Origin of the sequence: Vibrio sp. V10_P2A27P122, from assembly GCF_963874335.1 — a bacterium.
Classification (GTDB): domain Bacteria; phylum Pseudomonadota; class Gammaproteobacteria; order Enterobacterales; family Vibrionaceae; genus Vibrio; species Vibrio anguillarum.
This window is the reverse complement of the sequence record NZ_CAWNHY010000296.1, coordinates 1-14,611: the sequence shown is the minus strand read 5'-3', so window position 1 is coordinate 14,611 and position 14,611 is coordinate 1. Positions and strand designations below refer to the sequence as shown.

19 protein-coding genes are annotated in these 14,611 nt (G+C 46.3%); 4 read left to right on the top strand and 15 right to left on the bottom strand.

From position 1 onward, the window contains the following. The 3 genes from AACQ17_RS16295 to mutY form a co-directional block, all read right to left on the bottom strand. Positions 1-495 (bottom strand): murein transglycosylase domain-containing protein (locus AACQ17_RS16295; protein ID WP_141201443.1); only part of this gene is annotated, 495 nt, incomplete at its 3' end. A gap of 78 nt (positions 496-573) precedes the next feature. Further along, positions 574-846: an oxidative damage protection protein gene (locus AACQ17_RS16290; protein ID WP_010320634.1), complete on the bottom strand. Its 273-nt coding sequence runs from the start codon at positions 844-846 to the stop codon at positions 574-576. Positions 847-867: 21 nt separating this feature from the next. After that, positions 868-1,923 carry an A/G-specific adenine glycosylase gene (mutY, locus tag AACQ17_RS16285; protein ID WP_094147700.1) on the bottom strand — a complete coding sequence of 352 codons (1,056 nt, stop codon included), beginning with the start codon at positions 1,921-1,923 and terminating at the stop codon, positions 868-870. A gap of 175 nt (positions 1,924-2,098) precedes the next feature. Here mutY and trmB point away from each other — a divergent pair, with 175 nt between their 5' ends. Both trmB and glsB read left to right on the top strand, forming a co-directional pair. Beyond that, on the top strand, positions 2,099-2,818 hold the full coding sequence (trmB, locus tag AACQ17_RS16280) for a tRNA (guanosine(46)-N7)-methyltransferase TrmB (RefSeq protein ID WP_026027213.1): 720 nt from the start codon (positions 2,099-2,101) through the stop codon (positions 2,816-2,818). A gap of 143 nt (positions 2,819-2,961) precedes the next feature. Next, on the top strand, positions 2,962-3,882 hold the full coding sequence (glsB, locus tag AACQ17_RS16275) for a glutaminase B (RefSeq protein ID WP_026028230.1): 921 nt from the start codon (positions 2,962-2,964) through the stop codon (positions 3,880-3,882). Positions 3,883-3,963: 81 nt separating this feature from the next. On the opposite strand, the gene hemW is transcribed toward glsB, so the two are convergent. The 7 genes from hemW to AACQ17_RS16240 all read right to left on the bottom strand — a co-directional run bounded on the left by hemW (position 3,964) and on the right by AACQ17_RS16240 (position 8,706). Beyond that, positions 3,964-5,121 carry a radical SAM family heme chaperone HemW gene (gene hemW / locus AACQ17_RS16270; protein ID WP_094147701.1) on the bottom strand — a complete coding sequence of 386 codons (1,158 nt, stop codon included), beginning with the start codon at positions 5,119-5,121 and terminating at the stop codon, positions 3,964-3,966. Then, positions 5,121-5,720: an XTP/dITP diphosphatase gene (locus AACQ17_RS16265; RefSeq protein ID WP_013857824.1), complete on the bottom strand. Its 600-nt coding sequence runs from the start codon at positions 5,718-5,720 to the stop codon at positions 5,121-5,123. The genes hemW and AACQ17_RS16265 overlap by 1 nt, the downstream gene beginning before the upstream one ends. 12 nt (positions 5,721-5,732) lie before the next feature. Next, complete coding sequence (locus tag AACQ17_RS16260; RefSeq protein WP_013857823.1) at positions 5,733-6,164, bottom strand: DUF4426 domain-containing protein; 432 nt, start codon at positions 6,162-6,164, stop codon at positions 5,733-5,735. 42 nt (positions 6,165-6,206) lie between these two features. Next, complete coding sequence (gene yggU, locus AACQ17_RS16255; RefSeq protein WP_026028229.1) at positions 6,207-6,497, bottom strand: DUF167 family protein YggU; 291 nt, start codon at positions 6,495-6,497, stop codon at positions 6,207-6,209. Beyond that, a complete protein-coding gene (locus AACQ17_RS16250) occupies positions 6,497-7,054 on the bottom strand; it encodes a YggT family protein (protein WP_010320643.1) in 558 nt (185 codons plus the stop codon). Before AACQ17_RS16250 ends, yggU begins: the two co-directional genes overlap by 1 nt. A 70-nt stretch (positions 7,055-7,124) precedes the next feature. Then, the gene (gene proC / locus AACQ17_RS16245; protein ID WP_026028958.1) at positions 7,125-7,943 is read right to left on the bottom strand and encodes a pyrroline-5-carboxylate reductase; all 819 of its coding nucleotides are present in this window, start codon (positions 7,941-7,943) and stop codon (positions 7,125-7,127) included. A gap of 61 nt (positions 7,944-8,004) precedes the next feature. Then, entirely contained in the window at positions 8,005-8,706 is a 702-nt protein-coding gene (locus AACQ17_RS16240) for a YggS family pyridoxal phosphate-dependent enzyme (protein WP_017048292.1), read from the bottom strand. A gap of 25 nt (positions 8,707-8,731) precedes the next feature. Between AACQ17_RS16240 and AACQ17_RS16235 the strand changes: the two genes are divergently transcribed. Both AACQ17_RS16235 and AACQ17_RS16230 read left to right on the top strand, forming a co-directional pair. Continuing rightward, the gene (locus AACQ17_RS16235) at positions 8,732-9,769 is read left to right on the top strand and encodes a type IV pilus twitching motility protein PilT (protein ID WP_013857819.1); all 1,038 of its coding nucleotides are present in this window, start codon (positions 8,732-8,734) and stop codon (positions 9,767-9,769) included. 10 nt (positions 9,770-9,779) lie between these two features. After that, complete coding sequence (locus AACQ17_RS16230) at positions 9,780-10,886, top strand: PilT/PilU family type 4a pilus ATPase (protein ID WP_017048293.1); 1,107 nt, start codon at positions 9,780-9,782, stop codon at positions 10,884-10,886. An 83-nt stretch (positions 10,887-10,969) separates the two neighbouring features. Here the strand turns inward: AACQ17_RS16230 and ruvX are convergent, their stop codons facing one another. From ruvX to endA, 5 genes are all read right to left on the bottom strand, one after another. Next, positions 10,970-11,398: a Holliday junction resolvase RuvX gene (gene ruvX, locus AACQ17_RS16225; protein ID WP_017045508.1), complete on the bottom strand. Its 429-nt coding sequence runs from the start codon at positions 11,396-11,398 to the stop codon at positions 10,970-10,972. 82 nt (positions 11,399-11,480) lie between these two features. Continuing rightward, positions 11,481-12,044, bottom strand: a complete 564-nt coding sequence (locus AACQ17_RS16220) for a YqgE/AlgH family protein (protein ID WP_013857816.1) — start codon at positions 12,042-12,044, stop codon at positions 11,481-11,483. 46 nt (positions 12,045-12,090) lie between these two features. Next, the gene (gene gshB, locus AACQ17_RS16215) at positions 12,091-13,044 is read right to left on the bottom strand and encodes a glutathione synthase (protein ID WP_040122940.1); all 954 of its coding nucleotides are present in this window, start codon (positions 13,042-13,044) and stop codon (positions 12,091-12,093) included. Positions 13,045-13,057: 13 nt separating this feature from the next. Further along, positions 13,058-13,789, bottom strand: coding sequence for a 16S rRNA (uracil(1498)-N(3))-methyltransferase (gene rsmE / locus AACQ17_RS16210; RefSeq protein ID WP_013857814.1), 732 nt, complete (start codon positions 13,787-13,789; stop codon positions 13,058-13,060). A 108-nt stretch (positions 13,790-13,897) separates the two neighbouring features. Then, on the bottom strand, positions 13,898-14,605 hold the full coding sequence (gene endA, locus AACQ17_RS16205) for a deoxyribonuclease I (protein WP_013857813.1): 708 nt from the start codon (positions 14,603-14,605) through the stop codon (positions 13,898-13,900). Between the last annotated feature and the right edge of the window lie 6 nt (positions 14,606-14,611).

The window sequence follows — 14,611 nt, the reverse complement described above, 5'->3', positions numbered from 1 at the left end:
GCGCCAACCCCACTGGATCGGTTGTTTATCTTGATCAAGCACTTGGTTGTACAAAAATGGCTGACCATTCAATTCGATATTTTGTGAAGAGAAAAGGTCAACGTGTGCGGGATCATCAGGCGTGAGCAAGGTGGTAATAATGGCATTGCGCAGATGTTTTTTGGGGTCAGTTGGGGAAACTGTTTCGATAATAATGGTTCCCGTGGAGAAATTGACTTCGGAACGACTCAGGTAATTATCGATGTATTTTACATAGTTGCTTTTACCGGCGACTTTGATCTCTTTACTGCCCCAGCGTTTCTCAATGTTGCCAGAAAAACTGCTGATCAGTGCATCTAAGGCGGCGGTATCTTTGACAAATTGCCCGGGTAATTGCGCTAAGTTTTTGGCAAAACGGTTAGTCGGCTCATAGTCGACGCTGTATATGCGTTCAACTAATTCTCGGCTACAACCGGCCAGTAGCATTGCAATAAAAAAGTAAGTCAGCTTTCTCATTATCTTCCCAATACAAAAATGACATCAGAGCGTTTACCATGATGTCATTGATTATCCTCGAAATAAATAAGGTATCTCTTATTTGCTTGGTGGCGTGTAGCCTTCGATATGGACCTCTTTTCCTTCAAATAGGAAGTTGGTCATTTCGGTTTCCAGCAATTTACGATGTTCAGGGTCCATCATATTGAGTTTTTTCTCGTTGATCAGCATGGTTTGCTTATGCTGCCATTGTGCCCAAGCCTCTTTTGAGATGTTGTCAAAAATACGTTTACCCAATTCACCTGGGTACAGTTGAAAATCCAAACCGTCAGCTTCTTTATTTAGTCGAGCACAAAATACAGTGCGGCTCATGGTCACTTCCTCTTCGGTGTTTTAAGGGTTAATTTCAAATGGAAGGCTTTCTAGCAACTGTTTTACAGGAGCGGCTAAGCCGATTTGTTCCGGTTGGGCTAAGTTATACCAAAGACCTTTGCTTGCTTCCATGATGATGTTCGGTTGTTGAGATAACTCCACCAAGATCGGTGTGATCTCTAAATGATAATGGCTAAACGTGTGGCGAAAAGCGATGAGTGGGCGAATAGAGCGGATAGCGCTCTCTTTGATGGCTCTGTGATCAAGTTGATCTTCGATGGCGCTATTGGGGTTTTCAGGGAAGCAAAATAATCCACCCCAAATTCCACTTTGAGGGCGCTGTTCTAACCATACTTGATGGTTATGGTGCAGCATCACAAACCAAGTTTGTTTGGTTGGTTTCTCTGTTTTTGGTTTTTTGCCCGGATAATCGAGTGGGTTATTTTGTTTATTGGCGATGCAAAAAGATTCAACTGGGCAGAGCGTGCATTTCGGTTTGCTGCGTGTGCAGACCATCGCCCCCATATCCATCATGGCTTGGTTATATTTATCAACATCTTGCGCTGGCGTATTTTGTTCGGCATGTTGCCACAACTGAGTTTCAACTTTTTTTTGCCCCGACCAGCCTTCGACAGCAAAGCAGCGGGCTAAAGTACGCTTTACGTTACCATCTAAAATGGCGTGCGGCTGCTTGTAAACCGAAGAAAGCACCGCCGCAGCGGTTGAGCGGCCAATACCCGGTAGAGCATTCATCTGTTCGATATCAAGGGGAAACTCACCGCCATATTCGCTGGCCACTATTTTGGCTGCTTTGTGTAGATTGCGCGCACGTGCGTAATAACCAAGGCCGGTCCATAGGTGCAGTACCTCGTCTTGTTCTGCATTGGCCAAATCAATCACGGTTGGAAAGCGTTGCATGAAGCGTTCGAAATAAGGGATCACCGTGGCGACTTGAGTTTGTTGGAGCATAATTTCCGACAGCCAAACGCTGTAGGCCGTTTTGTTTTGTTGCCACGGCAAATGTTTGCGCCCATAGGCGTCATACCATTTTAAAATGGCGTTAGCGAAAGGTGTCACGACAGGCTCTTTGGTTTATAGTTTTAGTGGAGCAAAATTGCACCACATAAATGTGACGTTGTAAAACGGACAAATTGTGTGGATTTATCCAACAAGTTTATTTCGATAACACTTGCACCGAGAATAATTCTTTGGATAATCCCCGCTTTGATTAATCAATGTGCAGGCAAGATCAATGAGTGAAGTAACCACCAACGAATATACCGAAGAAGGCAAAATACTGCGTCGAATCCGTAGTTTCGTTCGTCGTGAGGGTCGATTAACCAAAGGCCAAGAAGCGGCAATGAATGAATGTTGGCCAACAATGGGTATTGATTTCCAGCCACAATTGCTCGATTGGGCGGCGGTTTTTGGTAACGATAACCCGGTGGTTTTAGAAATCGGTTTTGGTATGGGCGCTTCATTAGTTGAAATGGCTAAAAATGCACCGCAAAAAAACTTCTTTGGTATTGAAGTGCATAGCCCAGGTGTTGGCGCCTGTTTGTCAGCCGCTCGTGATGCTGGCGTGACTAATTTACGCGTGATGTGCCATGATGCAGTGGAAGTATTTGAACACATGATCCCTGATGGTAGCCTGCATACACTGCAACTGTTCTTCCCTGATCCTTGGCACAAAAAACGTCACCATAAGCGCCGCATTGTGCAGTTAGAATTTGCGGAAATGGTGCGTCAAAAACTAAAAATGGAAGAGGGCATCTTTCATATGGCGACCGATTGGGAAAACTACGCTGAGCATATGATTGAAGTGATGAATCAAGCGCCGGGCTTTGCCAATATTGCCGCAGAAGGTGACTATATTCCTCGTCCAGAAGAGCGTCCTTTGACTAAATTTGAAGCGCGTGGTCACCGTTTAGGTCATGGTGTATGGGATATAAAATATAAACGCACCGCGTAACGACTCACTTTTGTTGCTGCAACAAAATTAGCGATTAAAGAAAAGCCAACATTGTTGTAATGTTGGCTTTTTCGGCCTTAGCGCCCTACGAAAATCATTATAAAAATAGAGAAAAACATTTCTCACCCGAGGTAAGGTCACCCATGAAGCTAACACCCAATCTACTTGCTGATATTTTGTGTGAGGTTCGCCCACTGATCGGCAAAGGAAAAGTCGCCGATTACATTCCTGCTTTAGCTAAAGTACCGAATAACAAGCTGGCGATCGCGGTTTACACCAATCAAGGTGAAGTGATTTCGGCTGGAGATGCTACGGAAGGATTCTCAATTCAATCCATCTCTAAAGCTTTGAGCTTAACGCTTGCTATGATGCTTTATAAACCAGAAGAGCTATGGCTTCGTGTCGGAAAAGAACCTTCAGGCCAAGCGTTTAATTCGATGATCCAGCTTGAAATGGAGCAGGGCATTCCGCGTAATCCTTTTATCAATGCTGGAGCTATTGTGGTGGCGGATATGCTGCATAGCCGTTTATCAGCCCCTCGGCAGCGCTTACTGGAGTTTGTACGTCAGTTGTCGGGTGAAGAGGGCATCGTATACGACAAAGTGGTAGCAGCTTCAGAAATGATGCACAGCGATCGCAATGCTGCCATCGCCTATTTGATGCGATCGTTTGGTAATTTTGATAATGACGTTATCCCGGTGCTGCACAACTATTTTCACGCTTGTTCACTTAAAATGAGCTGTGTTCAATTAGCGAAAACCTTCAGTTATCTGGCGAATAAAGGGGTGTCCGTGCATACCAAGGAAGCGATAGTAACGCCGACACAAAGTAAGCAGATCAATGCCTTATTGGCGACTTGCGGTTTGTATGATGGCGCGGGAGAGTTCGCTTATCGTGTTGGCATGCCGGGTAAATCGGGCGTAGGTGGCGGTATTATTGCTGTTGTTCCTGGGGAGATGACGATTGCGGTTTGGTCGCCAGAGCTTGATGCGTCAGGTAATTCTTTAGCGGGCACTAAGATGTTAGAACTCTTGGCTGAGCGTATTGGTCGCTCTATCTTTTAAGTTCAATATTCTCTGACAGCCCGTGCTTTTGGCAAAAGATTGGCTACCGATTAGGTTAGCCAATCTCTTGGGTTTATCTTTTTAGTCGTCAGCCATAAAGGCTTCGAGCAAGTCATTAAGAAACAGTTTTCCTTTTTCTGTGATTTGCCAGTGACTTTCGGTTTGCGTTAAATAGTGTTCGGCTAGTGCCCAATCTATCGTTGGCTGAATCACGCTTAAACTTAATCCAGTTGTTTCAACAAAGTCTTGTTTCGGACAAGGTTCCATCAAGCGAAAGCGGTTCATGAAGAATTCAAAAGGGCGATCCGCAGCGGCGACTTCAAATTCGTCATCCAAGTAAGGTTTGAGTAAATTGAGATAGCCACGCGGATGCTTCACCTTAGTGGTGCGTACAATACGCCCGTCGTTAAAGCTGAGCTTGCCATGCGCGCCACAACCAATCCCCAGATAATCACCAAAGCGCCAGTAATTTAAGTTGTGTTGGCATTGATAGCCGGGTTTGCTATAGCCAGAAATTTCATACTGCACGTACCCAGCGGCGGCCAATTTTTGGTGACCCAGCTCAAAAATATCCCACAGTGCGTCATCATCTGGCAAAATAGGCGGTTTAAAGTAGAAAACCGTATTAGGTTCAATGGTCAGTTGATACCAAGAAAGATGAGGTGGGTTTAGTGCAATCGCTTTGTCTAAATCGGCCAGCGCTTGTTTACAATTTTGATCGGGTAAGCCATGCATCAAATCTAAGTTGAAGCTGTTTAAGCCAATTTGATGAGCTAATTGAGCGGCATTAACCGCCTCTTGCTGACCATGAATTCGCCCTAAACGTGCCAGTTTTTGTGGCTCAAAACTTTGTACACCAATCGAGATGCGCGTCACCCCTGCTTGTCGATATCCAACAAAACGGTCAGCTTCTACCGTGCCCGGGTTGGCCTCCATGGTGATTTCAATCCCAGGCTTAAACGCAATACGCGCTTCAATGCCTTGCAGCAGGCGAGCAATACCTTCAGCAGAAAAAAGACTCGGTGTACCACCGCCAATAAAAATGGAATGCAATGGGCGAGGATGGTCTGCAAGGCGGTATTTGGCGATATCGGTATCGAGATCCTCCAATAGCGCATCAATGTATTCACGTTCAGGAATATCGTGCTTTAGCGCGTGAGAGTTAAAATCACAATAGGGGCATTTTTGTACACACCACGGGATGTGCACGTACAAACTCAGCGCGGGTGGTTGCAACATTATGAATTTTGCTCGCTTAAGGTTTTAAATAGCATTTTTAGCGCTTTGCCACGATGTGAAAGCTGCTTTTTACGTGCAGGTAGCAGTTCAGCTGAAGCGCAGTTATCTTCAGGGACAAAGAAGATCGGATCATAACCAAAACCGTTACAGCCGTGAGCTTGGTGCAAGATGCGACCTTGCCACGTACCATGGCAGACCAATGGTGTTGGGTCATTTTCGTGACGCATGAAAACCAGCACGCAATGAAAACGAGCGGTGCGTTGTTCGTCTGGTACACCTTCCATTACCGCTAATAATTTTTCTAGGTTTTGTTGGTCACTGGCATTTTCACCAGCGTAGCGCGCCGAGTAAATCCCCGGAGCGCCTTGCAGATAATCCACTTCTAAGCCGGAGTCATCGGCAATCGCAGGTAAGCCAGTGATTTTGGCAGCATGTCGTGCTTTGATGATCGCATTTTCAATAAAGGTGGTGCCAGTTTCCTCGGCTTCTGGGACGTTTAATTCTGTTTGCGCCACCACATCAAAACCGAAATCAACCAGCAGATCAGCCATTTCGCGCACTTTGCCTTGGTTTCCTGTGGCTAATACTATTTTTTTCATTGCACTATTTCTCTATTCTTCGACGTAGAATTTTTGGGTGAATTTAAGCTTACCGGTGCCTTTTAAGCCCGCATCAACCTCAATGTCAAAACTCAAATTCTCTTCATTGGTAATGGGGAATTCAGCGAGGTAATAAATCGCGTTGCCCTCTTTAAATTGTTTAAATTCAAGTTCACGTACCTGACCGATTAGGTTTTTCGCATTGCCTTTGAGTGTCGCTTCCATAGCTGGTTTACCTAAGGCCGAGTTATCTAATACGCTGATGTTTAAAATAGCCGAGTAACCATTACGTTTTAACTGATAACTGCGCGCCACTTGTGGCGTTAAAAATGTTGAGTTGAAAGCTGAGTAGTGAACTTCAACATTCTTGATGGTTTGAAACTGCTCGGCGAGTGTGGGTAGCGAAATAAAGGCTATAACAAACGCTATCATCCATTTACGCATGTGGTGCTCCTTACAAAACAGAGTGGGCTAAATAAAAAGCCATCACAAGATGGCTTCAATCGGCTGTGGTATCACTTGAGGTGAATGAATTCGGACTTGTTTATGGCGTCCCAATTCCCCTTTTTCTATCTCGATTAAACCTTTGGCGACTTTAAATTGTTTAGCCAAGAATTTGGTTAAATGCGCGTTGGCTTTGCCATCAACAGGCGGTGCGGTGATGGCAATTTTGAGTTCCTCACCATGCAAGCCGACGATACTATCGCGGCTTGCTTTGGGTTGGATGTAGAGCTTGAGGATTAGATCCTCTCCCTCTTGCCAAACAGCAGATGACATTACAACTGATACCATACTGGGCCAATAAAATCGCCCATTAGGAAGTTCGCAAACTGCAGCACAATAAACAGCACCAATACACTTAAATCAAAACCACCCATCGCTGGTAGAATACGACGGATCGGCGCAAGCATCGGCTCGGTTAATTGATGAAATACATATTCAATCGGGCTTCGGCCTTGGCTAACCCAACTAAGAATAGCGCGGATCAACAGTACCCAGAACAGTAAACCGCCAGCGGCTTTGACTAACGAGAGTAAGCCTAAGAATAAAAAGTAGACGCTAAAACTAACTGCACCACCTGATGCCACCAGCATTAAGGCAATAAATTTCAATACGCACAGTACGTACGCAAAGAGAACCGTGGCCAAATCTAGGCTACCAATGGATGGAATCGCTCGGCGCAGTGGGCCAACCACAGGTTGTGTTGCTTTGACGATAAACTGGGAGAATGGGTTATAGAAATCGGCACGCGCTGCTTGTAACCAGATACGTAAAATTACGACCATGATGTACAGATCAAACAGGGTGGAGATCAAAAAACTCATTGAATTCATAGCTAGCCCTTAATATGAGTAGAGTGTCGTTTGCGCTTTTGCGCTATAGCTTAGTGAAACGCCACTAGGATTAAAACAGTTTTTCCATTTCTTGTGCACGAGTTACGGCCGCTTGCATCGCTTGTGCAACGATATTGGCAAGTTGATGCTCGTTAAAGGTGCGAATCGCCTCGGCGGTGGTGCCGCCTTTGGAGGTCACTTGTTCACGCAATGTCGAGAGTTCAATCTCAGGGTTTGCCACCACCATTTCGGCTGCGCCTAACGCCGCTTGTTGTACTAACAAACGGGCCGTTTCTTTATCAAAGCCTTGAGCGATGGCTTCATTTTGCATCGCTTCCATAAACAAAAAGAAGTAGGCAGGTGCACTGCCTGCAGCGGCGATGATGCCATTAATGGCGGACTCGTTTTCAACCCAGCACACTTCACCAACGGCTTGTAGCAATTGTGCGGTAAAGCGTTTGTCTTGCTCTGATACGCTTGGAGCGGCAAATAGACCGCTCATGCCTCGATTGATCAGCGAAGGTGTATTGGGCATGGCGCGTACTAGTTGTAGTTCGGTTGCCAGCATCTCATTAAGGCGCGCCGCAGAAACACCTGCTGCAATGGAGATCACCAACTTATTTCTAAAATCAATGGATTGCAAAGGTTGACAGACACTGGCCATCAACTGCGGTTTGACCGCCAGTACCACCACATCGGCTTGCTGCGCTGCGGCAAGATTATCGCTGGTGGTGTGAATGCCATAAGCACTTTCCAGTGGTTTGCGTCTTGTTTCTGACGGTGCGGTCGCGGTAATTCTATCAGCTGGATAACCGCTGGCGACTAAGCCTGCAATAATTGCTTTGGCCATATTGCCTGCACCGATAAAAGTGATGTTTCTCTGCTGCATCTGCTGACCTCTAATTGCTTGTCGCTGATTGATTATTATGTGGTTGATAGATAAGCCAGTGCTAAGCGTAATCACGCGCACCAAAAATAGCGGTGCCGATTCTCACCATAGTGCTACCAGCTTCAATCGCCGCTTGCATGTCGCCACTCATGCCCATTGAGAGCGTATCTAACCCTGAAAACCGTTCAGACAATTGCGCTTGTAAGCTCGCCAGTTTTTGAAATGCGGCAAGTTGCGCAGCGTAATCGGGGACATTCTCAGGAATAGACATCAGTCCTCTTAACGTGAGGTTGGGTAACGCGGATATCAACTCTGCCAACTCAACTATTTCGTGTTCACCAATGCCCGATTTCGAGCTTTCGCCGCTGGTGTTGACTTGAATCAAGACCTGTAGTGGTGGCATGCCTGCTGGGCGTTGATCATTTAAACGCTGGGCAATTTTACTTCGATCCACCGTATGCACCCAAGCAAAGTTCTCGGCCACAATGCGCGATTTATTGGACTGAATTGGGCCGATAAAGTGCCATTCTAAATCCAGTTCGGGGTGCAAGGTATTGAAGTATTGAACTTTATCCGCGCCCTCTTGCACATAGTTTTCACCAAATAAACGTTGCCCAGCGCGCGCTGCTTCTAGAATCGCCTCGACAGGTTTGGTCTTACTGACCGCTAAAAGTTGCACTCTCTCTCGAGCGCGTCCACACTTTTGTTGTGCACTTTCAATTTGTGAAGTGATCTGTTCAATGTTTTGTTGAATACTACTCATAGCCTGACTTTACTAAGGAAATTAAATGGATATCGCTGAGCTACTGGATTTTAGTGTAAAGCACAACGCTTCGGATCTACACCTATCTGCAGGTGTTCCACCTATGGTACGGATAGATGGTGAAGTAAGAAAGCTCGGAGTGCCTGCTTTTACTCATGCTGACGTGCATCGTTTGATTTTTGAGATCATGAACGATGCTCAGCGTAGTGAATTTGAAGAGAAACTGGAAGTGGATTTCTCATTTGAGCTGCCTAATGTAGGGCGTTTTCGTGTCAATGCTTTCCATCAATCTCGTGGCTGCTCTGCGGTTTTCCGGACGATTCCTACGGTGATCCCAACCTTGGAAGAACTACAAGCACCTGACATTTTTAATAAAATCGCCAATTATGAGAAAGGATTGGTGCTGGTGACTGGGCCAACAGGGTCGGGTAAATCGACCACACTGGCAGCAATGGTTGATTACATTAATTCTCATCACAACAAACACATTTTAACCATTGAAGACCCCATTGAGTTTGTGCATAGCAACAATAAATGTTTGGTTAACCAACGTGAAGTACACCGAGATACCCACAGTTTTAAAGCGGCGCTACGCTCGGCGCTGCGCGAAGATCCGGATGTAATCTTGGTCGGTGAGCTGCGCGATCAAGAAACCATCAGCTTAGCGTTAACCGCGGCTGAAACCGGGCATTTAGTGTTTGGCACGTTACATACCAGCTCTGCGGCGAAAACCATCGACCGGATCATTGATGTGTTTCCCGGTAGTGATAAAGAGATGGTTCGTTCAATGCTCTCTGAATCATTGCGAGCCGTGATTGCGCAAAAGCTGCTAAAACGTTTAGGTGGGGGCCGCGTCGCATGTCATGAAATTATGCTTGCCACTCCAGCGATTCGTAACTTGATCCGCGAGGATAAGGTTGCACAGATGTACTCCATTATCCAAACGGGTGCGGCGCATGGCATGCAAACCATGGAACAGAATTCCAAACAGTTGATTGCGCAAGGTATTGTCGATCAAGAAGAAGTGCAGAAAAAACTGGAAGTCAATTCATCACCATTTTAAGAGAGAGCTCATGGAACTGAACCAATGTCTTGAGGGTATGTTGACTCAAAAAGCTTCCGACTTGTACCTCACCGTAGGAGCGCCAGTGTTATTTCGCGTCGATGGAGAGTTAAGAGCTCATGGCGAAAAGTTATCCCAAACGCAGGTGATGGCGTTGTTAGATGCCATGATGGATGAGGATCGCCGCCGTGAATTTCAACGCACACGTGAAGCCAATTTTGCAGTGGTGAGAGAGATTGGCCGTTTTCGTGTCAGTGCTTTTTTTCAGCGTGAGCTGCCCGGTGCGGTGATCCGCCGTATTGAAACTCATATCCCCACTTTTGAAGAATTAAAGTTACCGGGTGTGTTGCAAGATCTCTCGATTGCAAAGCGTGGGCTGGTGCTGGTGGTAGGCGCGACGGGGTCGGGAAAATCGACCACCATGGCGGCCATGACGGGCTATCGTAACTCGCACCGAACTGGGCATATTTTAACAGTGGAAGATCCGATTGAGTTTGTGCATGAGCATCAGCGTTGCATTGTGACCCAGCGAGAAGTGGGGTTGGATACCGAGAGTTACGAAGTGGCGCTGAAAAACTCGCTGCGCCAAGCCCCTGATATGATTTTAATTGGTGAGATCCGTTCACGTGAAACGATGGAATATGCGATGACCTTTGCCGAGACAGGTCATTTATGTATGGCAACGTTACATGCTAACAATGCCAACCAAGCGCTTGAGCGAATTTTGCATTTGGTTCCTAAAGAGCAAAAAGAGCAGTTTTTGTTTGATCTGTCGATGAACCTCAAAGGCGTCGTGGGGCAGCAGTTGATCCGCGATAAAAATGGCAAGGGACGACATGGTGTGTTTGAGATTTTACTCAACAGTCCTCGAATTTCCGATTTGATTCGCCGCGGTGATCTGCACGAATTGAAAGCGACGATGGGCAAATCAAAAGAAGTGGGGATGCAGACTTTTGACCAAGCACTGTATCAACTGGTCGTTGAGGACAAAATCAGTGAACAAGATGCACTGCACAGCGCTGACTCGGCTAACGATTTACGTTTAATGTTAAAAACAAAGCGTGGCGAAGGGATCAGCAGTGGCACATTGGATAACGTGCAGATTGATATGGAATAGTCGCAGTTTAAGACGAACAATCCCGAACTCGATTCGGGATTGTGCTGCACCGCTGTATTAAAGTTAAGTTACGCGAGGTTAAGTTACGCGCCCCATTGCGCTTCAAACCAGCTCTCTAAGATCACTACAGCTGATTGGCAATCGACATTGCCTTTGCTCAGCGCCTTATAGCCGCCCATGGCAAACAAGTCGGCGCGGGCTTCCCGGGTTGAAAGCCGTTCGTCATGCATCTCGACGGCTAAGCCAAAGCGCCCGTGTAAACGCTGCGCAAATTTTTTGGCTCGTGGGGTAATGGTTTCTAATGCTTTGCCGTGCAAATCTGTTGGTAGCCCTACCACCAATAAATGGGGTTGCCACTCTTTGATCTGCTTTTCGATCTCTTCCCAATGTGGAATTCCGTCATTGGCTTTAAAGGCTTTAAGTGGCGATGCGGTGCCTGTAACTTCTTGGCCAATCGCACTGCCGATGCTTTTGGTGCCAAAGTCAAAAGCCATAATGGTTCTGGATGTCATAATCAGTATCTTGAATGGTGCAACGAAGGCTCTAAAAAGGCGCGTTACCTAGTTAGAGCCGTAAAGGTTAGAGCCGTAAAAGTTAAGCATGCCCAGCTTGTGCTGAGAGTTGGATGGGGTCAATGCCGAGTTTTTTAATCGCCTGATTCCACTTATCGTGAATGGGCGTATTAAAGATAACATCTGGATCGGCCTCAATGGTTAACCAAGAATTTTCAGCCAGCTCTAACTCAAGTTGACCGGGCTCCCAGCCTGAATAACCCAGAGCCACAAGATAGTGACTTGGTTCGGCATCCGTGCCCAGTACCGCTAAAATATCTTTCGATGTGGTGACGGCAATGTCATCGCTCATACGGATGCTGGATTCATAATGATCTTTCGGTCGATGTAGGATAAAACCGCGATCTTCAGAAACAGGACCGCCATTCAATACGGGCCTTTTTAGGCTATCAAGTTGAAGCTTCGGGTAGCTTGGCTCAACATCGACTTGGTTTAACATGCCGCCCACGGTGATATCAATCGGCACATTAATCATCAAGCCCATCGCCCCTTCTTCATTGTGCTCACAGATGTAAATAACACTGTGCTTGAAGTAAGGGTCTCTCATACTTGGCATGGCGACTAAAAAATGATTTGTAAGATTCATACTGCCTCCAACCTATCGCAAATTACTGGGCAAGAGTTTGCCCAGTTCAGCATGACTTGTTGATTCGACGCTCAATCGCGTCCATCAACTTACCGGTAATTGAGATATCAAAGGCGGCCTCTATTTCACGAATACACGTAGGGCTCGTCACGTTGATCTCAGTGAGCTTGTCGCCAATAACGTCAAGTCCGACAAAGATTAAGCCTTTTTCTTTCAATGTTGGAGCAATAGTTTGAGCAATTTTTTTATCGGTTTCGCTTAGCGGACGCGCTTCACCACGGCCACCAGCTGCCAAATTGCCACGGGTTTCACCTTGTGCCGGAATTCGCGCTAGGCAGTAAGGCATTGGTTCACCATCGACCACTAAAATACGTTTATCACCGTTGCTGATGTCAGGTACAAAAGTTTGCGCCATACAGTAGTTTTGGCCGTGGTTAGTTAATGTTTCGATAATGACAGATACGTTTGGATCACCCTCTTTAACGCGGAAGATAGATGCCCCGCCCATACCGTCTAACGGTTTTAAAATCACATCACCATGTTGCGCGCGGAAGGCTTTAATTTTTTCCGCTTTACGCGTCACTATGGTGGTTGGCGTTAGTTCAGGGAACCATGCCGTAAACAGTTTCTCATTGCAGTCACGTAAGCTTTGCGGCTTATTGACGATTAATGTTCCTGCTTCTTCTGCGCGTTCTAGAATGTAGGTTGCGTAGATATATTCAGTGTCAAACGGCGGATCTTTACGCATCAACACTGCATCGAGATCAGCCAGTGGAATAGTTTGCTCAGATAAAAACTCATACCAACCATTCGGATCTTCTTTCAATGTCACCACTTTGGTATCGGCAAAAGCGACACCTTGATCTAAGTGTAGATCATTCATCTCCATATAGTGGATTTCATAACCACGACGCTGCGCTTCTAGCAACATGGCAAAGCTGGAATCTTTTTTGATGTTAATGGACGAGATAGGGTCCATGACGATACCAAGTTTAATCATTGTTTTTCTCCGGTTAGCCAAGATCGCCAAAGCGAACTTGAAGAGCAGTAATAGCCGTTAAGGCCGCAGTTTCAGTACGCAGTACGCGTGGGCCTAGCAAGGTTTCTTCAAAATGGTACTGTTCAGTCATGCTAATTTCTGATTCTGATAAGCCCCCTTCAGGGCCAATCAACAAACGGACTTTATTGATGGGTTGAGGCAGGGTATTAATCGAATACTTCGCACGTGGATGTAAGTTGAGCTTGAGCGCATCACTGGGTTCGGCACACCACTCTTCCAACTGCATAATTGGGCGGATCAGCGGCACTATATTGCGGCCGCACTGCTCACAAGCGCTGATTGCAATTTTTTGCCACTGTTCAAGTTTTTTCTCAAAACGTTTGGCATCTAATTTCACGCCGCAACGTTCAGAAATCAAAGGCGTGATGGTATTGACGCCAAGTTCGACCGATTTTTGAATGGTGAACTCCATTTTGTCTCCACGCGAGATCACCTGCCCAAGGTGTAAATTAAGAGGCGATTCACAGCTGCTTTCGACTCTTTTCAACACATTGACCAGCACATTTTTTTTGCTGACCTCGGTAATTTCCGCTGGAAATTCCGCGCCACTGCCATCAAAAAGCAGTACTTCTTGGCCCGCTTGCATGCGTAACACCCGGCCAATATGCCCAGCCGCATCATCATTGAGAGCAATAATGCTTGAGGGTTGAAGAGGAGTCGGATGATAAATTCTAGGGATACGCATGGATAGTTCCTACCTGACGTTGAATAGCCATTAACATGGATGCTTTACACTGAAAAAACAAGGGGCAAGGGCGAGTTTCAATCACGAAAATGGCCCACAAAAAGTACCTCATGAACGGCACTGTTGCTGCACAAATGGGTTGTGATTGCCTTGAACTTTGGCAATTCGCTGATCGCGTTTGCATTCCCACTCATCGGCTGGGTATTGGCGATTCCACGCTTGCATTAGTTGTGTTTGGGACTTGGATAACTGAAAGCCATAGTTTTGGCTCATGTACAGATAGGTACGAGCAATTGAGCCACGTGCTCTATCGGGTGGCATGACTTTGCGTTGTTTAAAATCGACCTGCATTTCACAACGGCCATAGCTTTCACCTTCTACGCCATTCCACTGACTGAAATTGTAGTTTGAACGATCGCCGTTAACTTCGCCAATCGCCGGCGTCAGGTTGTGAAGGTCAGCTTCCATCGAACGAAAAATAGTATCATTTTTGGTGCAATTTTTACGCCCACCTTGTTGCCAGCACTGACGCTGGTGGCCAAATTGCCAAGCAGGGACGACGTGTTCCCATTCAATACGGCTGGCGCGAGTTTGTTGTTTGCGAACTTGGTAACCACAAGCTTGTAAGTCGGGCGTGCCTTTCTTACCTTGCCATGCAATGTCACAACCGCAGTAAAAGCTCACTGGATGATCATGATAGATTTTCAATGCTTCTTTTTTAGCTTGAGAAAAGGAAGCGGGAGGCGCAGCTAGGGCACAAAACGAGAACAAAGCTAAGCTGCTATTCACAAGTAATAAGCGAAAATAGGACATCATTTAGAC